Here is a 20735-nt window from a genome sequence, read left to right on the forward strand (position 1 = left end):
ATTCCAAACTCCGGGATGCGCTACCAAGCTGCGCTATTCACCGACAATGTTTTTTCCCGAATTTCATCAAGAAAGGGAACCGAAGTTACCTGAATAATGGGGTGGCCAACGAGGCTTGAACTCGCGACAACCGGAATCACAATCCGGGACTCTACCAACTGAGCTATGGCCACCAAAATAAGTGGTCGGTGAAGAGGGCTTCGAACCCCCGACCCTCTGGTCCCAAACCAGCTGCGCTACCAAGCTGCGCTATTCACCGAACTCAATTCTTTTTGCTAGAACGTCTCTCAGAGGGTCACCCTCTGGTCCGCTTATTCCAAACATCGGGATGCGCTACCAAGCTGCGCTATTCACCGAACTAAATTTTTATCGTTTTTCTCGAATTTCATCAAGAAAGGAAACCGAAGTTACCTGAATACTGGGGTGGCCAACGAGGCTTGAACTCGCGACAACCGGAATCACAATCCGGGACTCTACCAACTGAGCTATGGCCACCACTGACTTTGCCAATTCGCTTACGCACTTGCAAGCTTCCGGATGGCGCGCCCGAAAGGATTCGAACCTTCGACCTTTGGCTCCGGAGGCCAACGCTCTATCCAGCTGAGCTACGGGCGCATGCCCTATCGGCGGAGTGGAATAATACGTAGTTCATACTAGGTCGTCTAGTATTTTTTCAACTTTTTTTGCCGTTTGGTGGCTTTTTCGTCACATGCTTGCAGCTATTAGCACAATAAGGATGTGACTAAGCCCTTGAAGATCGCAACTTGTTGTTTATTGCAACAACTTATCGGGATATAATCACTCACTGTTTACATTGATTTAACAGCTTGGTTAATTGAACAACCACAGTTAACTTAACAAACATAGTTAACTTAACAAACATAGTTAATTGAACACCTCAGTTAATTGAACAACTAAGCTGCTTTGAATCACCCTACTCTAAATATAAATAGGTAAGCAGCACTTACCTTCGGAATGTAAAGTGAGTTTATAGGATATGTCTCGATCACTCTTTAGCGTATTGTTCGCTGCTCTAACTTTTTCTACTGCAGCTCTGGCAACTAGCCAAGCTGATTATGATGCTATTGCTGAACGTATTAAACCTGTTGGTGATGTGTACCTAGCCGGTAGTGAACCGGTTTCTGCTGAGCCTACCGGACCTCGTGACGGTGCGAAAGTTTACGGTACTTTCTGTATTGCTTGTCACGCTTCTGGCGTTAGTGGTGCGCCAATTAAAGGTAACGCTGACCAATGGGGTCCTCGCATTGCGCAAGGCAAAGACGTATTGCAAACACACGCAATTAACGGTTTCAACCTGATGCCAGCAAAAGGCACATGTATGGACTGTTCTGACGATGAAATCCTTGCGGCAATCGAGCATATGATTGAAGGTTTATAAGTTGTAGCTTCTTTCTAGGTAAAAAGGGCTTGGTTTATACCCAAGCCCTTTTTATTACAGTCTTTATCGAGCACATTATTTTTTGAACATCGCACGCAAGTTAGCAATATGTGCCTGCCCTTTCGCCATACGCTCTTCTGCGGTTTGCGGTTTTTTCTGACTTTCCCATTCCACGTCATCAAACGGCAGTTCATCCAGGAAACGGCTTTGGCTTGGTTTAATCAGCTCGCCAAACTGGCGGCGTTCTTTACACATAATAAAAGTGAGCTCTCGTTGCGCGCGGGTAATGCCGACATACATTAAGCGGCGTTCTTCTTCTACGTTATCTTCATCAATGCTGGTTTGATGCGGCAAAATTCCCTCTTCGGCCCCTAACAGATAGACGTAAGGAAATTCCAGACCTTTAGATGCGTGCAATGTCATTAACTGAACCGCATCGCTGTCATCATTATCTTCGCCACGCTCCATCATATCTCGCAGCGTGAGTCGCTGAACCACTTCTTTGAGTGTTTTCTCTTCTTGGTCAGGGTTATCCCCCTCTAAATCCGCCACAATCCAGGAGTAGAGATCAGAAACGTTCTTCATTCGCATCTCAGCGGCTTTTGGGCTTGCAGACGTTTCGTATAACCAATCTTCGTAGTTGATATCACGCACCAGTGAACGCACCGCCTCAACCGTATTACCACGTTCTGCATTATCAGCAATCGCCACTAGCCACTGAGTAAAACGTTGTAAATTCTCCAATCCTCTACCTGATAAATGCTGTTCTAACCCCAGTTCAAAGCTCGCTGCAAATAAACTTTTGCCTCGCATATTGGCATAGCTGCCGAGCTTTTCCAGTGTCACCGGGCCGATTTCACGCCGAGGAGTGTTAATGATGCGTAAGAATGCATTGTCATCATCGGGGTTCACCAGAACACGTAGATACGCCATGATATCTTTGATTTCCGCTCGTGCGAAAAACGAGGTGCCACCGGAAATCTTGTACGGCACACGGTTCTGCATCAGGTACTTTTCGATCAAACGCGATTGATGGTTACCACGATATAAAATGGAGTAGCTTCTATATTCCGTTCGATTTAAGAACTTATGAGCAATGATTTCCGCGGTAACACGCTCAGCTTCGTGTTCATCATTCTTGGCCAAAATCACCTTTAGCTTTTCCCCATCAGGAATTTCGGAGAACAGTGATTTTTCGTATACATGCGGATTATTCGCGATCAAAATGTTCGCCGCGCGAAGAATACGGCTGGTTGAACGATAATTTTGCTCCAGCTTAATCAGCTTTAAGTTCGGGAAGTCTTTGCCAAGCAGAACAAGGTTTTGCGGTTTAGCCCCACGCCATGAGTAGATAGACTGATCATCATCACCGACCACCGTCAGGCGACCTCGTTCACCCACCAGCAACTTCACCAGTTCATACTGACTGGAGTTGGTATCCTGATATTCATCGACTAACAAATAGCGAATGCGGTTTTGCCAACGTTGACGCACTTCTTCATTGCCACGCAGCAGCATAACTGGCATCAAAATCAAATCATCAAAGTCGAGCGCGTTGTAGGCACGCATCTGGGTTTGATACATTTCGAAACAGAAAGCAAACAGTTGCATTTGCTCGCCTTGAGCAATCACTTTCGCTTTTTCTGGGCTGATCATGTCATTTTTCCAGTTAGAGATAGAGCTCAATAACTGGCGCAATAAGTCTTTATCACCATCTAATTGCTTTTCTGTCAGCTCTTTGAGTAATGCCAACTGGTCTTGATCATCAAATAGAGAGAAACCGGCTTTTAAACCAAGATGTTTATATTCGCGGCGGATGATATTCAAACCTAGAGTATGAAAGGTGGAAACCATCAAGCCTCTGGATTCTTGGCGCCCCAGCGTCTGCCCAACACGCTCTTTCATCTCTCGGGCAGCTTTATTGGTAAAGGTTACCGCTGCAATATTGCGCGCTTTATAACCACACTGCTGAACTAAATAGGCTATTTTATTAGTGATTACGCGAGTTTTACCCGAACCTGCTCCCGCTAAAACCAAGCATGGGCCAGATACATACTTTACGGCTTCGTCTTGTCTAGGGTTCAGCTTCATAGTGTTCTCGAGTCGATAAATAACGGCCGCTTATGATAATCCGCATAGACGATGAATTCCAACAAAGTTAAAAGTGTAACCAATTGTCAATATACTGCACAGGTGTATTGCAAAACCAATGCATCGTTGAGCATAATAACGCCAACTGATCAATTTACCTTTCCCCGAGAGTTTTCTTCTCGGGTTTCGTCGTTAGCAAACGTGTTGAATTTCTTGATTTACATAAAAGAACAATCAAGGTAACACGAACTTGGAGCTCGATTTCGAATGAAAAAGTGGACCTTTTTTATGTTACTGATCGCAGTACTGCTTTTTGGCAGCGTGATTGGTTTCAATTTATTCAAACAACAGAAAATTGCCGAGTACATGGCAAACCGCCCAGAGCCTGATTTCCCTGTGACCGTTTCAGAGGTCGTGGCCAACGATTGGACGCCGGTGATCGAAGCGATTGGCTTCATTGAGCCAAACCAAGGCGTAACATTAACCACGGAAACCAGCGGTGTGATTGACAAAATCGCTTTTGAATCTGGCACTCAAGTCTCTGCCGAGCAACCTTTAGTATTGTTAGATTCAAAAGTGGAAGCTGCGAATCTAAAAAGTACCCAAGCACGTCTTCCTGCAGCCGAAGCCAAATACAAACGTTATAAAGGTCTTTATACCAAAGGTTCTATTTCAAAAGAGTCTTACGATGAAGCAGAAGCCAACTTCTTATCGCTCTCTGCTGACATTGAAAGTTTGAAAGCCTCGATTGATCGTCGTGAAATCAAAGCACCATTTGCTGGTGTCGTGGGCATCCGAAATGTTTACCTTGGTCAGTATCTTCAGCCGGGCACGGACATCGTACGTTTGGAAGACACCAGTGTGATGCGTCTGCGTTTTACCGTTTCACAAACCGATATTTCACGTATTTCTCTCGGTCAGGAAGTGGACATTTTCGTTGATGCCTACCCTGAATCCCCATTTAAAGGGTCAATCACTGCCATCGAACCCGCCGTAAGCGTACAAAGTGGTCTCATTCAGGTTCAGGCAGACATCCCAAATAACGACGGTCTGTTGCGGAGTGGTATGTTTGCTCGTGCCAACATCATCCTTCCAAAACTGATTGACCAAGTGGTTGTGCCACAAACTGCGATCACCTTTACGCTTTATGGCGATAACATCTATGTGATCAACGATGTCGATGGCGTTTCTCGCGCCGAGCAAAGAGTGGTAAAGGTAGGTGAACGTAAAGGCGCTGAAGCACATATTGTTAGTGGTATTAATATTGGCGATATGGTGGTCACTTCAGGACAAGTTCGTCTCAGTAACAACGCGAAAGTTCGTGTAGTAGAAAGCAGCGCGACTACTCCACCAGCTGAAACACCTAAGCTGTAATTGGAGGTCCTATGCGCTTTACTGATGTTTTTATAAAACGTCCGGTTCTGGCGATATCAATCAGCTTTTTGATTGCCTTGCTTGGTCTGCAAGCGATGTTCAAAATGCAGGTTAATGAATATCCAGAGATGACAAATACCGTCGTGACTGTGTCTACCAGTTATTACGGTGCGAGTGCAGATTTAATCCAGGGTTTTATTACTCAGCCGTTGGAACAAGCTGTTGCTCAGGCGGACAACATTGACTATATGACTTCATCGTCTGTATTAGGTAAATCCACCATTACCGTAACGATGAAGCTCAATACCGATCCTAATGCGGCATTAGCAGACATATTGGCAAAAACAAACTCGGTTCGCTCTCAGCTACCTAAAGAGTCGGAAGACCCTTCAGTCACCATGTCGACCGGTTCAACGACGGCTGTTCTATATATCGGTTTTACCAGTGAAGAACTGGCATCAAGCCAAATCACGGATTACTTAGAACGCGTAATCAACCCGCAACTCTTTACCGTCAACGGCGTGTCTAAAGTTGACCTGTACGGTGGTATGAAATACGCACTGCGTATTTGGCTCGATCCAGCCAAAATGGCAGCATTAGATCTAACCGCTACCGATGTGATGGGCGTACTGAGCGCTAACAACTACCAGTCTGCAACTGGTCAGGCGATTGGTGAATTCGTTCTTTACAACGGTAGTGCGGATACTCAGGTATCTACCGTCGGTGAACTTGAAAACCTTGTAGTGAGAACAGGTGAAGGCTCGGTTGTGCGCTTGAGCGATATCGCTACCGTATCAATGGAGAAAAGCCATGATGTTTACCGTGCAACCGCAGATGGTAAAGAAGCGGTGGTTACTGCCATCAACGCTGCGCCAAGTGCAAACCCAATCAACATCGCCGCCGATGTTCTAGAACTATTGCCACAATTGGAGCGCAACTTACCAAGCAACATTAAAATGGAAGTGCTCTATGACTCTACCGTATCCATTAATGAGTCCATTCAAGAAGTCGTTAAAACCATCATCGAAGCTGCGCTGATCGTACTGGTGGTGATTACTCTATTCTTGGGTTCTTTCCGTGCAGTATTGATTCCCATTGTCACCATTCCACTCTCGCTAATTGGTGTCGCGATGGCGATGCAGGCAATGGGCTTTTCCTGGAACTTGATGACTCTACTGGCAATGGTACTGGCGATCGGCTTAGTCGTGGATGATGCGATCGTTGTATTGGAAAACGTTGACCGCCACATCAAGCTTGGTGAGACACCATTCCGCGCAGCGATTATCGGTACACGTGAAATTGCCGTTCCGGTTATCGCCATGACACTTACTCTGGGAGCCGTATATGCACCGATTGCGATGATGGGTGGTATCACGGGTTCATTATTTAAAGAGTTTGCATTAACTCTTGCTGGTGCGGTATTCGTTTCAGGCATCATTGCTTTAACACTATCGCCAATGATGTGTTCAAAAATGCTAAAAGCCAATGAAACGCCGAGTAAGTTTGAGCAAAAAGTGCATAACGCGCTTGATAGTATGACCGAAAGCTATGCACAAATGCTTTCTGCAGTCATGCAGCGTCGTCCGGTGATCATTGCTTTTGCATTCATCGTGTTCGCTAGCCTGCCAATGCTGTTTAAGTTCATTCCTAGCGAGCTTGCACCTGCTGAAGATAAAGGTGCGGTAATGATGATAGGCACAGGTCCATCAAACGCGAACCTAGATTATCTATCGAATACCATGGCAGAGGTGAACCGAACGCTTGAGCAACTCAAGGAAGTGGATTACACCCAAGCATTTACTGGCGTGCCTAACTCTAACCAAGCTTTTGGTATTGCATCATTAGTTCCTTGGAGCGAGCGCGATATCAGCCAATCTGAGATTGCTGACCGCCTAGGCACATTGCTGAAAGATATTCCGGGAATGTCTATCACTGCATTCCAAATGCCAGAGCTTCCGGGTGCCGGCTCAGGGTTACCGATTCAGTTTGTCATGACCACGCCAAACAGCTTTGAAAGTTTGTTTACCGTTGCCAGTGACATTCTGGCTGAAGCATCAGTAAGCCCGCTGTTGGTGTACTCAACGTTGGATTTAAATTTTGATTCAGCGACGATGAAAATTAACATCGATAAAGACAAAGCCGGTGTGTATGGCGTGACGATGCAGGACATCGGTATCACGCTAGGTACAATGATGGCTGACGGCTATGTAAACCGCATTGACCTTGATGGCCGCTCGTACGAAGTGATCCCACAGGTTGAACGTAAATACCGTCTAAACCCAGAATCAATGAAGAACTATTTTGTACGTGCCGCCGATGGTAAAGCCGTACCACTTGGCAGCTTAATCACCGTTGATGTGGTGGCAGAGCCTCGTTCTCTACCACACTTCAACCAGCTTAATTCCGCAACCATCGGTGCGGTTCCGATGCCGGGCACCGCGATGGGTGATGCGATCAACTGGTTTGAAAATATGGCAGAGAGCAAACTACCGGCGGGTTACAACCACGACTACATGGGTGAAGCTCGCCAGTATGTGACCGAAGGAAGCGCACTGTACGCCACCTTTGGTTTGGCACTGGCAATCATCTTCTTGGTTCTGGCGATTCAGTTTGAATCGGTAAAAGATCCACTGGTTATCATGGTATCTGTACCACTGGCGATCTGTGGCGCACTGATCACGCTTGCTTGGGGTGCTGCAACCATGAATATCTACTCGCAGGTCGGTTTGATTACCTTGGTTGGTCTGATCACCAAGCACGGTATTTTGATTTGTGACGTGGCAAAAGAAGAGCAGTTCCAGAAGCAGAAATCTCGTATTGAAGCGGTAACCGAAGCAGCGAAAGTGCGTCTTCGTCCAATTCTGATGACCACGGCAGCAATGATTGCAGGCTTAATTCCGCTACTGTACGCCACTGGCGCAGGTGCCGCTCAGCGCTTCAGTATCGGTATCGTAATCGTGTCAGGTCTGGCTATTGGTACGCTATTTACCCTATTCGTACTGCCGGTTATCTACAGCTATTTAGCCGAGAAACACAAACCACTACCTGTGTTTGTCGAAGCTGAAGAGCTAGAAGCTTTGGCTCGTTTTGATAAAGAGCAACAAGCAAGTCGTGATTAATTTCATGCCCAGTCATCACAAAAGGTCACATCTGTGACCTTTTTTATTGCAGCAATTAACGACTTTCTGCCGTGAATTGAATAGAATGTTCGCCATAAAGATAGGAGAAAAACCCAATGTTTGACCCAAAGAAACTCGAGCAAATTGCTAAGCAAATTCACGAATCCATGCCGCAACCGGTCAAAGAGCTGGGTGCGGACGTTGAACAGAAAGTTCGCCAAGTCATTCAAGGTCAACTTAACAAGCTGGACGTAGTAAGCCGTGAAGAGTTTGATGTACAAACTCAAGTACTGCTTCGTACTCGCCAAAAGCTGACTGAGATGGAACAAAAATTAGCAGAGCTGGAAAGCAAGCTTGCTGATAAGTAATTTGATTATCCACTAAACAGCAAAAGGGCTGAATCTCACGACTCAGCCCTTTTTATTTATGTTGTATTTGCTTGTTGTCTGCCAATGCCAGCAATGCGTTTTATTTTATTTCTGCTGACATTCAGTGAATATTAGTCACCTACCGCGATGCGTTTCATGTCTTTCATGTAGCCACGTAGCTCTTCACCGATGTACTCAACAGGGTGGTTGCGGATAATGCTGTTCACTTCGATAAGTTGCGCGTTATCGACTTGGTTAGACGTTTCGCCTAAACCTTTACCAATAACATCTGTACTTACGTTAGGCATAAACTTCTCGCGTAGTAGAGGTGTTGCAACGTTAGCAAATAGGTAGTTACCGTATTCCGCAGTATCAGAGATAACCACGTTCATTTCATATAGACGCTTACGAGCAACCGTGTTAGCGATCAGTGGTAGCTCATGTAGCGATTCGTAGTAAGCAGACTCATCGATAATGCCTGATGCCGTCATCGCTTCAAATGCTAATTCAACCCCGGCACGAACCATTGCAATCATAAGGATACCGTTGTCAAAGTACTCTTGCTCGCTGATTTTAACGTCTGATGTTGGGTAGTTTTCGAATGCAGTTTCTGCCGTCTCTGCACGCCAGCCTAGCAGGTTCGCGTCATCATTTGCCCAGTCAGCCATCATAGTGCTAGAGAAGTGACCAGAGATGATGTCATCCATATGCTTGTTGTACAGCGGACGCATAAGCTCTTTTAGCTCTTCAGAAAGCTCAAATGCTTTGATTTTCGCTGGATTAGATAGACGGTCCATCATGTGAGTGATACCACCAAACTTCAATGCTTCAGTAATGGTTTCCCAACCGTATTGCAGTAGACGACCTGCGTAACCAGCATCAATACCTTCAGCAATCATTTTCTCGTAACAAACGATAGAGCCCGCTTGCAACATACCACATAAGATAGTTTGCTCACCCATTAAGTCTGATTTCACTTCAGCAACGAATGAAGACTCCAGACAACCAGCACGGTGACCACCTGTTGCTGCAGCCCAAGCTTTAGCGATATCCCAACCTTCACCTTTAGGGTCATTTTCTGGGTGAACGGCGATCAGAGTAGGAACACCGAAACCACGTTTGTACTCTTCACGAACTTCAGTACCAGGACACTTAGGTGCCACCATGACAACAGTAATGTCTTTACGAATTTGCATACCTTCTTCAACGATGTTGAAGCCGTGTGAGTAACCTAGTGCAGCGCCTTTTTTCATTAACGGCATCACCGTTTCAACAACATTAGAGTGTTGCTTGTCTGGAGTTAGGTTTACTACTAGGTCAGCTTGAGGGATAAGATCTTCATAGCTGCCAACGTTGAAGCCGTTATCTTTGGCATTTTTGTAAGACTGACGTTTTTCGTCAATTGCTGCTTGACGAAGCGCATAAGAAACATCTAAGCCAGAATCGCGCATGTTGAGACCTTGGTTAAGGCCTTGTGCACCACAACCCACGATAACCACTTTCTTACCTTTTAGGTAATCAGCTTCTGTTGCAAATTCTGCACGGTCCATAAAACGACAGCGACCCAATTGATCAAGTTGTTCGCGTAGGTTTAATGTATTGAAATAGTTAGCCATTGTGGTGCTCCTGTAATTATCGTTCCGTAGGGTCGGTGGCTCTGCACCGAATAAGTTCATACTAAAGCAGACATTCAATTGCCGAAAGTGATATATTCACAATTAGTTATTGCAATAAATGCAACATGGAAAATTCATGAATATCAAATCCATCAAGTTGTTTCTTGATATCTGCGACAGCAAGAACTTTAGTAAGTCTGCCACAGCAATGCATGTCAGCCCTTCTGCCTTAAGTCGACAGATACAGAAGTTGGAACAAGAGATTGGACATCCACTGTTTATTCGCGATAACCGTAGCGTGGAGCTCACTCCAGCAGGTGAAAAACTGCTGCCTGTTGCAATAAAAATGCTACACGACTGGACGCAATTTCAATCACAGATCAACGCCCAAGATCATGAGCTTAAAGGGGAAATCCGACTCTTTTGTTCAGTCACCGCGAGTTATAGCCATCTTCCACAACTATTAAGCTCGTTCCGCCTCAAACATCCATTTATTGAATTTAAGCTACTAACAGGCGACCCTGCCCAAGCAATCGATAGGATTCTCAATGATGAAGCAGACATCGCGATTTCCGCCATGCCAGAAAGTCTGCCATCGAAAGTAGAATTCACCACTATCAGTGAAATACCACTCTCTGTCATTGCACCTTTAGGTATTAGTAGCTGGGTTGAGGAAGTGTTGAAAGAGAAGCCAGACTGGAGCCAGATTCCTTTTATTGTTCCAGAATCAGGAACAGCGCGAGATAGGGCAAATACTTGGTTTAAAAAGATGAAAATTAAACCGAATATTTACGCTCAAATATCAGGTCATGAAGCCATAGTCAGCATGGTCGCTCTAGGCTGCGGTGTCGGTATCGCCCCAGATGTGGTGATCAATAACAGCCCGGTGCGAGACAGTATTCAGCGACTATCTTTCGCTCCCATTAAGCCTTTTCAGCTTGGCGTTTGTTGTAGACGCTCCCAACTCGATAACCCATTAGTCAAAGCATTATGGGAACTGGCTGAGGGTACGTTTATCACCCAATACTAATAGAGGTGAGTTGTTTCATTTTGGCTGGCTTTCACAGACTCAGAGCTTGAACATTACTTGCTTCAACTCGGCTTACTCATAGCGTCGCCACACTCTATAACTCTGTTATGCCCTTTTCCAAGCCAGCAAGTTCTAGATTGTGAGGACTTATAGCTTCAAGTTGACTAAATTTAAATTATTCGAAAGGGTGTCATACCAATCTGGAAAATGAACAGCAAGGGCAAACTCGCGCGGAATACGGCAAAGCGCAACTAAAGCAACTAAAGCAACTCTCTGATCTGCTAACTAGCGATTACGGCAAGGGATTTGATGTAACAAACTTGCGTAATATGCGCCGTTTTTATCTGACATTTGAAAAACGAGAGACAGTGTCTCTCGAATTAAGTTGGTCGCACTATAATGTGCTTTCTCGGATTGAAAGCCCAACGGCGCGAGAGTGGTATCAACAAGAAGCTGTATCACAAAACTGGAGTGTTCGTGCTCTGGAACGCCAAATCGGCACGCTATATTACGAACGCCTGTTAGCCAGCAAAGATAAAGCTCTGGTGGAACAGGAAGCTGAGCAAAAAACACAACCTTTGGCGACCACTGCAAAAGAGTATCTGCGTGATCCCTATATTCTCGATTTCCTTAATCTACAAGATAAAAGCTATCAGGAATCCGATTTAGAGCAGGCAATCATTTCCAACTTGCAGCAGTTTTTATTGGAGCTAGGCAAGGGCTTTGCTTTTGTTGAACGTCAGCAGCGGATCCGCTTTGATGATGAAGCTGTTCTTGAGGTGGAGAGTTACATTGATTTGGTGTTTTACAACTTTAAGCTCAAGTGCTTTTTTAACACCTGAGCCTAATGTGTCCTTAGCGGTGTCCTTAATATGGAAATTTGTCCTTAACAGTTCTAAAATGACTCGTTAAGGACAATTTATGGTAACGAACGATGAAAAGCACAACCGCTGTTGAGAATGAGCTTAATTTAATATTAGGCATTATAGATCAAGCGGGTAAGCCGCTATCGAGAAGTGAAATTCAAGATCTCATTTCCTTCGATATTGGAGAAAAGACTCTGCAAAGACGGCTTAAAAAGCTAGTTGAGGGATCCCAGATCGCCGCATTAGGTCAAAGAAGTGCCGTTAAATATGTGTCTTTAGCCTATGCTAAGGACACATCGTCGACCAACCAAAAAAATGAATCATGGTTAGACGATGGATTGCTACTATCTGAAATATCCTTAACTAAGCTTAAATGCCTTGAAACACCGTCTTATGCCCGAACAAAAGTGTCCTATAATTCGTCCTTAATTGAAGATTATGTCCCTAATAAGACGCGCTATGTTTCAGAGAATATTGCCAATAAACTCAGAATGTTAGGCCAGAGATTTAACAAAAAATTGGCTGCAGGTACTTATGCTAAGGACATTGCTCAAAGACTTCTCATTGATCTATCGTTCAACTCTAGTCGATTAGAAGGGAACACTTACTCGATTCTTGATACCGAAAGGCTGCTGCAAGCAGGTGAAGCAGCCGATGGTAAATTCGATGAAGAAACCATAATGATCTTAAATCACAAAGAGGCGATTATGTTTCTGATTGAAAATGCCGAGGAGCTTTCCGTCACCCCCTTCGTGATCAGGAACTTGCATCAGTTACTCTCCCAAGATTTGCTACCCGATAGCTTATCATGCGGTAAGATCCGACAAGTTGAAGTAAAAATAACCAAGACGTCTTATTTACCGCTCAATGCGTCACAACAATTAGAAGAAATATTTACACTACTGCTAAGAAAAGCGGAAAAAATCCATGACCCATTTGAGCAATCCTTTTTTTTACTGATCCATTTGTCTTATCTTCAGGCGTTCGTGGATGTAAATAAACGTACCGCACGTTTAAGCTGCAATTTGCCATTCATCAAAGACAACTTGTGTCCTTTAAGCTTTATTGATGTACCTAAGGACGATTATGTCCAAACATTAATTTACTTTTATGAGACAGGTGATTACGAGCCAGCATTAGAAGTGTTTGTGTGGGCTTACGAGCGCTCTAGTCAACAGTATGATGTGGTTGAAAAATCTATTGGTGTTATTGATTCTTATCGCATTAAATATCGTAGTGAACGTAAGCAAGCTTTGGGTCAAATCATTCGAGAAATGGTTGTGGGGGAAGCGATCATTTCTCGATTAGAACAGTTTTGCATTGAACATCATATTCCAGATACCGATAAGTTCATCTCTATCGCGACAGTTGAACTTAGCAAGTTACATAGTGGAGCCATAGTTTCTCTGGGAGTAACGGAGAACATGTTTCGAACATGGAAAGAAAAATTCGACACTACCAACTACCCTACCAGAGGGGGGTAGTGCCGAACGTTTCATATAGTTTGTGGCATCACACTCTAGTGCTCTGCGTTAGAGTGTTTTCAATAATCTGATATATCTGCTCTCTATGCGCATCATTTTTTTGCTGACGTGCTAATTGCATTAAATTAAAGATAAATTTCTTGTCGCTATCAGGAATTGACTGATCATCAACTGACTGTTTCGCAGTGCTCGTTTCCTTTGGCATAACCATAACAATGCTATTTTCATCTTCATTTTTAAATAAAGCTGAAATCTTTTGATTTGCTTTATCTTGCTCTTTCTTCAAGCTGATTTTACGTCGCTTTGCATAGTGTTTCTCAACGATAGCAACGCTTGTATGTCCTAATAAATCAGCAATCCAAGCTAGATTTGAGCCATTGTTGAAATGCATAGAAGCACAAGTATGGCGGAGTTGGTTTGGACCTCGATGTGCGATCCCTAACTCTTTTAAAAATGGAGTAAAGAACTGCTTAGCAAATTGTTTGGGATGAAGCCACGGTTGTCCCGTCTCCCTATTGTAAAAAATAAACTTTTTCTGCTCAGTCTTGATAGTGATGTTATCTCGTTGATAGACAGAGATTTTAATTGGAGGCAACTCTTTTGTATGCTGTTCTAGCTTACGCAAGATAATAGTTGCCTCCGGGGAAAGCTCAATTTCACGCTCTGACCTCAGTGTTTTTGGCACTTTGTAGTTTTTCAGGGGCTTAGCTAGATCGATATAAATAGTTGCTTTTTCGACCTCTCCTTCTGTTTTGTATTCGACATTATCCCACGCTAGGCATAGCAGCTCTGAGATTCTTAAAGCAGTGAGACTACCGAACACAACCATCAAACGAGAGGCATCATCTTCACAATCCGCATTAATGATTAAACGCAGCTCATCTTCATTGAATGGTTTGGGTTCCTCTTCAACGATGGTCATGTTTTTCACACCATCCATCAAGTTTTCGGACAAGACACGATCTTTTTTAGCTTTGCTACAGATAGAACGAAGCAACGTAAAGCAGCCATTAACAACTTTGCCTTTTACACCTACTTCATGGATTAGATAGTATCTAAAGTCATCAATATCTGAAGTTGTTAACTGATCTAACGGTATTTCCCCGATAGTATGGATGAGATGACGAGCATGAGTTTTCATTCCGATGAACGTGGACTCAGCTAAATCTTCGTTATCACGTAATTCGCGACATACAGCATAAGCTGTTTGATGTATAGGATAAGCATTGCAGTCTAGAGGGAGTTGAGATTTCAGACGTTTGCCGTTGCTTTTACGGGATTGTGTTTTAGGTGTTTTTTTATTTTTGATGTTCATATTCAGCCTTAATTATAGTAAAGGCCATCAATGGCGCTCATCTTGCGGAGCAGAATTTTATTATCATTTATTGGCGTCGGTTGTAATTGTCATTATCAAACCACAAAGCTCAGAGGAACACAACACGGCAATTTTGCCAATATTTTACATAACTTATTGTAATTTAAAATAAATATATTTTACTGAAAAATATATTATCTTTCTAAGTTGTTGATTTTTCATCGGGGTAGAAAATGGGTTGTGTTCATTTTTTGGAAAATTGACGAAAAAAGCATTTCGTATTCACTGTTGATATTTGTGATACATATCACAAAACAAATTAAATTCACAGGATGAATTAACATGATACGTATGTACAAGTAGCGCAAGAGGCGGCTGTGAGCTTCTGATAAATACTCAGTGAAATTATGATTAGAAAAATTTTTCATCAAACCTAGATGAATTGTGATGAATTTTTACTTAATTATTTATTAATCAATGTCTTTTGTGGATATTTTGAAAATGTCAGATTAGAAAAATATGACGAAATACTTTAGGTCGCTAGCTCTGCTACCTTTTGTTAAAAGCAATACCTGCATGATAACCGCTAGCACGTCTTTGCTCCAAAACGATTTTGAGGCATAGTTATAGTTTGTTGGAGTGCGCCTAGATTGAATTAATATTTCTTATGAATTGCGCCTGTTTTGTCGAAAGCTTCTCTGTCAATCATCACATCGTTTGCAGCTTTTCTTCTTCTCTTAACGTGAGAACCTCATATCCTGTACTAGTGACAAGTACTGTATGTTCAGATTGAGCTGAGAGTTTTTTGTCTCTAGTGACCACCGTCCAACCATCTTTTTTGGTTTTTATCTTAGCAGTACCCTGATTCACCATTGGTTCGATAGTAAAAATCATGCCCTCTTTTAATGTGAGTCCACTATTTGGCTGACCGTAATGAAGTACCTGTGGTTCTTCATGCATTTCACGACCTATTCCATGTCCACAATATTCCCTTACGATACTGTATCCATGGGATTCTGCATGTCGCTGTATCGCATGACCAATGTCACCAAGTTTTACCCCAGGTTTTGCTTGCTTAATACCTTCCCACATAGCGTTATAGGTTGTTTTTACCAGTTGAATAGCAAGCGGTGATGCTGAAGGCATTACATACATTTTACTTGAATCGGCAATAAATCCATTCTTTTCTAGAGTAATGTCTAGGTTGATAATATCGCCACTTTTTAAAATCTCAGTCTCTTTAGGAACTCCGTGGCACACAACTTCATTAATCGATGAATTTAGTACATATTGATAATCGTATTGTCCTTTACTTGCAGGTCGAGCATTGAGTTCATTAACAATATACTGTTCAACTTTATTATTAATATCCATCGTAGAGATGCCAGGTTGGACGTATTCGTCGAGCATCTTAAAAACCTGCGCAAGTAACTTGCCGGATTCTCGCATTAACGAAATATCTTCTTCAGACTTAATCATTACTTGACTATGCATCACAATGTTCTTCAGTTGTTGAGATGTTTGTAGCGGAAACATTCGCGGATTGCATCAGATTCGCCATGATTTGATTGAATGAAAGTTGAGGATGTAGCTCAGCCAACATGCCCATTTTGATCCAAAACTCTGCTTGTGAGTTTATTGAACGTGACATGACCGAACTTGCTTTACGAAGTTCTTCATGCAGTTCTTCTGAAATTTTAACAATACCCATAAATATACGCTTGATATACGAAACATATACGTATTGTATTTTTTAGGGATTGTAGTGTCAAATCTGTCGGAGATTATAGGATCTCATGATGAAGTTGATATGTATCCATTGACTAGCTTTTGCCCCATTGTGTTTCAGATTACGATTTAGGACACGTTTCTCTCGTCACAAATTGACCTACATTTTCTAATTGTGCATTATGCAATCAGTTTTATTTGAAGCGTCTATTTGATTTAAGGGGAAATATATCAAGTGAAACGAGAGGTTAGGTATTGCTCAGATTGTGAAATCGAGACTTACCACGTTGTGGTCTTAGTAAGAAAGCAATCTCAGTTTACAGGTGAAAAATATCGCAATTTAAAGGAATTCATCGCTGGAGCTATTAAAGGTTGGGCCGTTGGTGCTTTCATTGCCTCAATGGACGATTTTGAACGTCATTTAGTTTGTGAAAATTGTGGGAATAAAACGATAGAAAGTTAGGTTTAACAGCGTCTCACAGTCTAAAAATGTTCAGTAAACTCTTACGTAAGCCGAATTCTCCCACCATTGATTGAATTATGTTTTAGGGACTCGATGATAATAAGATATATAGCAATATTTCTGGTTGCTCTTTCGTTAGGTGCATATGTTAGTTTTTATGCGGTTACTAACCAAGTCGAAAGTGTTAAGGATACACAGTATAAAAAGGGGCTGGAAAAAGGAGTTATTGCATTTAGACAGGCAAATGGTAAAGACTCTGCACCGTTAGTGGAGAAGTCAAATATGCTTGCTCGCTACGCGATGTGTGAATTTGATGGTGTTGAATCAGATGCACTCGCTACAGTATTAGTATTGGATGCTTTGCAGTTAGGGACACTGACTAAACAAAATCAGGAACTTGTTGCAGATACTCTTCAGACTGCTCAAAAGTACAGAATTTAGCAGAAAAAGACCTAAGTCAACACACTCCAAAATGCACATAATAGGCGCTGTATGCGCTTGATGCTTTGGGATATTAGGTTTCCTAGTAACCTATCGAAATGAAAAGTAACCTAGGGCAGCTAACAAACGAACAAGGAATCGACATACTTGAAGTTATCCTTAGTTTGCTACATTAGCAAAGTCACTGACTCAGAAATGTCCAATCCTGTTTTAGCGCATAGAGAGGTCACAAGACCTCTCTATCAATCAGCCCTAGAATAACGTCTATATCACCACTAGAGAGTCCTTCTGACGCAGATTGAACCTTGTGGCTAACAAATGGTGATGATAGCCCTAAACGACAGGTATCAAGCACAATATTAACCAACGCATCGTCACTAAGAGAAAAGCTGATATCCAACTCCTTAACAACACTTCGTCCCTTGGGCGGAACGAAAAAATTTGGGTGTAGGTGATATGGCTGGAAGCCGTTATTCAAGAAAAGTTGTACCATCTGATCCGTTTCACCAAAAAGCCTATATCTCCACATTGAGTGAGTTTTCAAGCGTGATTCTGTTGAGTCTAAAAGTTGAACCATCTGACTTACTGCACTTGGAATAAACTGAATATCAGTAAATTTCCCTGCGTGGTAAGCGTCAACAGCTTCTGATTGGGACTTATCATCGTTCGGGTAGAGAATGCCGGAAATACTCGTATAGATTATCGGATGTTGTTCGATTGCCATATCCACAAAATATCGTCCGTCTTGCTCAGTCACTGGATTTACTATTTTCCAGCCACATCGCTCTCTGTGCGTAACTAAATGGTCAAACTTGGGTTTGTATGCGTGACTGACAGTAATCGTTTTTATTTTCCGCATAATGTCATTCCTTTTAGGGAGAAGACTGGGCGCAATGTTATGCGCCCATGTTGGAGAACATTTAATGATTTAGTAACGGAAGTATCCGCTGCGAAAAAGTGACAAGTTTTCTTCGGTTCCGGACAGTAGAATGTTCAGGCAAATCATCATTGACACACAAAGCCGGATATTGATGATGCATGAGTTGTGATGCGCAGCATCGCACTTCTATATCAACTGTTCGACTTTGGCTTGTGCAAAGTAAGGAGAGCATTGATGTCGATGAATCATAGCTCCGAAATTGATACTTATCGCTATAAAGCATCACTGCAACATGCGCCGCTTCTTGATTAGTAACTGGTATCCGTGTCTGACGATGATTAGGCAATGGGATCGCCTGAACTCGAAGTCCGTCCGAAAATTGCACGCACAACGAAGATGCGAGCATCACATCGTCAGACATATATGAACGACGGATTTCTCTAGCAAACTTTAGATATAACGAGTAAGGCAAGCTCATCCCCGTTTTTTCATCAATAGGGTTATCTTTAAGAAACTGTGAAAACGAGTAATCATCTATCGCTAATGCTTCTTTTAGACGTTGAATCCCACCGAGCTTATTGATGACCGATTTTGCTGGTGTACCTGAAAAATCACTGATATCAAGATAAGGCACTTGACGGAGAGTACTGATGACGTGATGGAGTACGACTATGTCATGTCTATCAATCCCCAAATAGAACAGAGGCGAAAAATCGTATCCAGGATAGCCATAATATTGGTCAATCGTATAAATAATGCCCTTAAGGTCGTTCAGAGTTACATCTAACATGACAACCCCACTATCTGCATTTTTGAAACGATTTTAAATTGCTTATCTAGCTGTGCCTTTTTGCCATAGCGACCAAACGTCATATGCGGATTAACATGACCTACAATTTCGGCGACTCGGTGCTCTGGCTCATCTAACTGTTTTAACTCATCAATGAACGTGTGACGTAGGCTGTATGCAGTGGGGCGTTGCTTTGCTTTCATCCCTAAGCGAGTCTGCAACTTGCCAAATTGTGTTCGGTACAGTTTCGACCAATCGTTATCCGCTCCTTGAGGAGAGTAATGAAACAAAGGTTGGTTAGTCGCTGTTGTTCTAGAACGAACAAAATCTAGGAATCCTCTCTCAATTAGGTACGGATGAATAGGGACATAGCGAACTGCATGCTGATTTTTAAGATGTTGGTATAGGTAGTAGTCAGCCACTGATATATAAGGAATCGCATCGTCATAGATCACATCATTGGTGTAAAGCTGACAAGGTTCTTGAGTTCGAAATCCACCAAACAACTGCAAATAAGAGATCCATTGAAAATCGTCAGATTGTTCTTTGAAACCTTCACTCAAAAAGAACTTATGAAGTTCAGGTATGCTCCACCTTTCGCGCTGATCGCTTGCGTGCTTAGTGTTTTTAAAGCTCGGCTTTAGTGACTGAGCAGGATTAACAAGAATGAACTCTTTAATCGTGCACCAAGATAAGAACTGTTTCGTTGAAGCGAAATAGTCTTTATTAGTTTTAGCAGATCGACCTTCGGAACGTAAGTGGTCGATGTAACTTAGCATATCGCCTGTAGTTGGCTCAGAAAGTTCTTCCCTATCAAGATAATCTAGGAAATGGCTCACTCGTTGCTGAAGTTGATGAGTGGTTAAAGCGACAACACCTTCCGTATTTTTTGATTGAATAAATTGAGCAAGCCAACGGCGGAAATGGTACGAAGGAGAGACGGTTTGCAGGTAGGTACGTTCATCTTGCAGATCGATATGACGAGGAAGTTGAATATCATCTTGAACAGCAGGAAGTGAAGCGTAGTAACGATTTTGGTCTTCTTCACGATAATTGCTACGTAGTGTTTCAACAACAGTATCGATAGAAGTTAAGCAGGTGTAGAAATCCATCTCGGGATCTTTGAGCAGATCGACGAATAGACCCTTTAAATGAGCAGTCATCTCAAGATTTCGAATAATCGCAAGTTTGCGTTCTTTCGTTAAAAGAGAGATGCGTTTTTCAGTAGGGTAGCCTTTCTTCTGAAGCGAAGAAGGGAAGTTTACGCGAGTATAGTAGACGCTAGAAGGATGTTTGAACAGGTACATATGTATCACCTTTATGTATCAGTGACTTTTGTACCGCAGAAATGAAAAAAGCTGTTGAAAAATCAACAGCTTTTTTCATAAAAGTGGCGGAGAGATAGGGATTTGAACCCTAGGATAGCTATTAACCATCGCCGGTTTTCAAGACCGGTGCTTTCAACCACTCAGCCATCTCTCCACAAATTGTTACTAAAAAATCAGTCTTACTCGGATGATGCTAAATTTTTAGTTTTGGCTTTCATCTTTTTCTAAAAGATGAAGACCGAAAATGAGCCTGGCGATGTCCTACTCTCACATGGGGAAACCCCACACTACCATCGGCGCTAATTCGTTTCACTTCTGAGTTCGGCATGGAATCAGGTGGGTCCAAATCGCTATGGTCGCCAAGCAAAATTCTTGGACTAATGACAAACCTAATATCGTCATTCCAGAATTTCGGAACGAAATATCTGGAATCTCATCACAAC

17 protein-coding genes, 5 tRNA genes and 1 rRNA gene are annotated in these 20735 nt (G+C 42.8%); 9 read left to right on the forward strand and 14 right to left on the reverse strand.

Annotated elements, in window-relative coordinates; genetic code table 11:
• Positions 1 to 97: 97 nt before the first annotated feature.
• The 4 genes from ACK5MF_RS16905 to ACK5MF_RS16920 form a co-directional block, all read right to left on the reverse strand.
• A tRNA-His gene (locus tag ACK5MF_RS16905) sits at positions 98 to 173 on the reverse strand.
• Between the two features lie 9 nt (positions 174 to 182).
• A tRNA-Pro gene (locus ACK5MF_RS16910) sits at positions 183 to 259 on the reverse strand.
• A 160-nt stretch (positions 260 to 419) separates the two neighbouring features.
• A tRNA-His gene (locus ACK5MF_RS16915) sits at positions 420 to 495 on the reverse strand.
• 43 nt (positions 496 to 538) lie between these two features.
• A tRNA-Arg gene (locus ACK5MF_RS16920) sits at positions 539 to 615 on the reverse strand.
• A 382-nt stretch (positions 616 to 997) separates the two neighbouring features.
• Here ACK5MF_RS16920 and ACK5MF_RS16925 point away from each other — a divergent pair.
• On the forward strand, positions 998 to 1399 hold the full coding sequence (locus ACK5MF_RS16925; RefSeq protein ID WP_416923734.1) for a c-type cytochrome: 402 nt from the start codon (positions 998 to 1000) through the stop codon (positions 1397 to 1399).
• A gap of 75 nt (positions 1400 to 1474) precedes the next feature.
• On the opposite strand, the gene rep is transcribed toward ACK5MF_RS16925, so the two are convergent.
• Complete coding sequence (gene rep, locus ACK5MF_RS16930) at positions 1475 to 3490, reverse strand: DNA helicase Rep (RefSeq protein WP_416923735.1); 2016 nt, start codon at positions 3488 to 3490, stop codon at positions 1475 to 1477.
• Positions 3491 to 3757: 267 nt separating this feature from the next.
• On the opposite strand from rep, the gene ACK5MF_RS16935 reads away from it, so the two are divergent.
• The 3 genes from ACK5MF_RS16935 (at position 3758) to ubiK (ending at position 8351) form a co-directional block, all read left to right on the forward strand.
• A complete protein-coding gene (locus tag ACK5MF_RS16935; RefSeq protein WP_416923736.1) occupies positions 3758 to 4864 on the forward strand; it encodes an efflux RND transporter periplasmic adaptor subunit in 1107 nt (368 codons plus the stop codon).
• An 11-nt stretch (positions 4865 to 4875) separates the two neighbouring features.
• Positions 4876 to 7983 (forward strand): multidrug efflux RND transporter permease subunit, encoded by a 3108-nt coding sequence (locus tag ACK5MF_RS16940; protein WP_416923737.1) that lies wholly within the window; start codon positions 4876 to 4878, stop codon positions 7981 to 7983.
• Positions 7984 to 8099: 116 nt separating this feature from the next.
• Positions 8100 to 8351, forward strand: a complete 252-nt coding sequence (ubiK, locus tag ACK5MF_RS16945; RefSeq protein WP_042489818.1) for a ubiquinone biosynthesis accessory factor UbiK — start codon at positions 8100 to 8102, stop codon at positions 8349 to 8351.
• 131 nt (positions 8352 to 8482) lie between these two features.
• On the opposite strand, the gene ilvC is transcribed toward ubiK, so the two are convergent.
• Positions 8483 to 9967, reverse strand: a complete 1485-nt coding sequence (gene ilvC, locus ACK5MF_RS16950) for a ketol-acid reductoisomerase (protein WP_416923738.1) — start codon at positions 9965 to 9967, stop codon at positions 8483 to 8485.
• A gap of 136 nt (positions 9968 to 10103) precedes the next feature.
• On the opposite strand from ilvC, the gene ilvY reads away from it, so the two are divergent.
• The 3 genes from ilvY (at position 10104) to ACK5MF_RS16965 (ending at position 13347) form a co-directional block, all read left to right on the forward strand.
• The gene (gene ilvY / locus ACK5MF_RS16955; protein ID WP_416923739.1) at positions 10104 to 10997 is read left to right on the forward strand and encodes an HTH-type transcriptional activator IlvY; all 894 of its coding nucleotides are present in this window, start codon (positions 10104 to 10106) and stop codon (positions 10995 to 10997) included.
• 200 nt (positions 10998 to 11197) lie between these two features.
• Positions 11198 to 11839, forward strand: a complete 642-nt coding sequence (locus tag ACK5MF_RS16960; protein WP_416923748.1) for a PDDEXK nuclease domain-containing protein — start codon at positions 11198 to 11200, stop codon at positions 11837 to 11839.
• 92 nt (positions 11840 to 11931) lie between these two features.
• Complete coding sequence (locus tag ACK5MF_RS16965; protein ID WP_416923740.1) at positions 11932 to 13347, forward strand: Fic family protein; 1416 nt, start codon at positions 11932 to 11934, stop codon at positions 13345 to 13347.
• A gap of 28 nt (positions 13348 to 13375) precedes the next feature.
• Here the strand turns inward: ACK5MF_RS16965 and ACK5MF_RS16970 are convergent, their stop codons facing one another.
• From ACK5MF_RS16970 to ACK5MF_RS16980, 3 genes are all read right to left on the reverse strand, one after another.
• Positions 13376 to 14662 (reverse strand): tyrosine-type recombinase/integrase, encoded by a 1287-nt coding sequence (locus ACK5MF_RS16970; RefSeq protein ID WP_416923741.1) that lies wholly within the window; start codon positions 14660 to 14662, stop codon positions 13376 to 13378.
• Positions 14663 to 15370: 708 nt separating this feature from the next.
• Positions 15371 to 16141: a type I methionyl aminopeptidase gene (map, locus tag ACK5MF_RS16975; protein WP_416923742.1), complete on the reverse strand. Its 771-nt coding sequence runs from the start codon at positions 16139 to 16141 to the stop codon at positions 15371 to 15373.
• A 7-nt stretch (positions 16142 to 16148) separates the two neighbouring features.
• Complete coding sequence (locus tag ACK5MF_RS16980; protein ID WP_047101829.1) at positions 16149 to 16373, reverse strand: ParD-like family protein; 225 nt, start codon at positions 16371 to 16373, stop codon at positions 16149 to 16151.
• A gap of 252 nt (positions 16374 to 16625) precedes the next feature.
• Between ACK5MF_RS16980 and ACK5MF_RS16985 the strand changes: the two genes are divergently transcribed.
• Positions 16626 to 16853 (forward strand): hypothetical protein, encoded by a 228-nt coding sequence (locus ACK5MF_RS16985; RefSeq protein WP_416923743.1) that lies wholly within the window; start codon positions 16626 to 16628, stop codon positions 16851 to 16853.
• A 93-nt stretch (positions 16854 to 16946) separates the two neighbouring features.
• Complete coding sequence (locus ACK5MF_RS16990; protein ID WP_416923744.1) at positions 16947 to 17294, forward strand: hypothetical protein; 348 nt, start codon at positions 16947 to 16949, stop codon at positions 17292 to 17294.
• 226 nt (positions 17295 to 17520) lie between these two features.
• Here the strand turns inward: ACK5MF_RS16990 and ACK5MF_RS16995 are convergent, their stop codons facing one another.
• The 5 genes from ACK5MF_RS16995 to rrf form a co-directional block, all read right to left on the reverse strand.
• Positions 17521 to 18153, reverse strand: coding sequence for a hypothetical protein (locus ACK5MF_RS16995; RefSeq protein WP_416923745.1), 633 nt, complete (start codon positions 18151 to 18153; stop codon positions 17521 to 17523).
• A 61-nt stretch (positions 18154 to 18214) separates the two neighbouring features.
• Positions 18215 to 18964 (reverse strand): hypothetical protein, encoded by a 750-nt coding sequence (locus ACK5MF_RS17000; protein ID WP_416923746.1) that lies wholly within the window; start codon positions 18962 to 18964, stop codon positions 18215 to 18217.
• Complete coding sequence (locus tag ACK5MF_RS17005) at positions 18958 to 20271, reverse strand: tyrosine-type recombinase/integrase (protein WP_416923747.1); 1314 nt, start codon at positions 20269 to 20271, stop codon at positions 18958 to 18960. The genes ACK5MF_RS17000 and ACK5MF_RS17005 overlap by 7 nt, the downstream gene beginning before the upstream one ends.
• 84 nt (positions 20272 to 20355) lie before the next feature.
• Positions 20356 to 20446: transfer RNA gene (locus ACK5MF_RS17010), tRNA-Ser, on the reverse strand.
• 94 nt (positions 20447 to 20540) lie between these two features.
• Positions 20541 to 20656: ribosomal RNA gene (gene rrf / locus ACK5MF_RS17015) — 5S ribosomal RNA — on the reverse strand.
• Positions 20657 to 20735 lie beyond the last annotated feature (79 nt).

The organism is Vibrio sp. (genome assembly GCF_047973365.1).
Classification (GTDB): domain Bacteria; phylum Pseudomonadota; class Gammaproteobacteria; order Enterobacterales; family Vibrionaceae; genus Vibrio.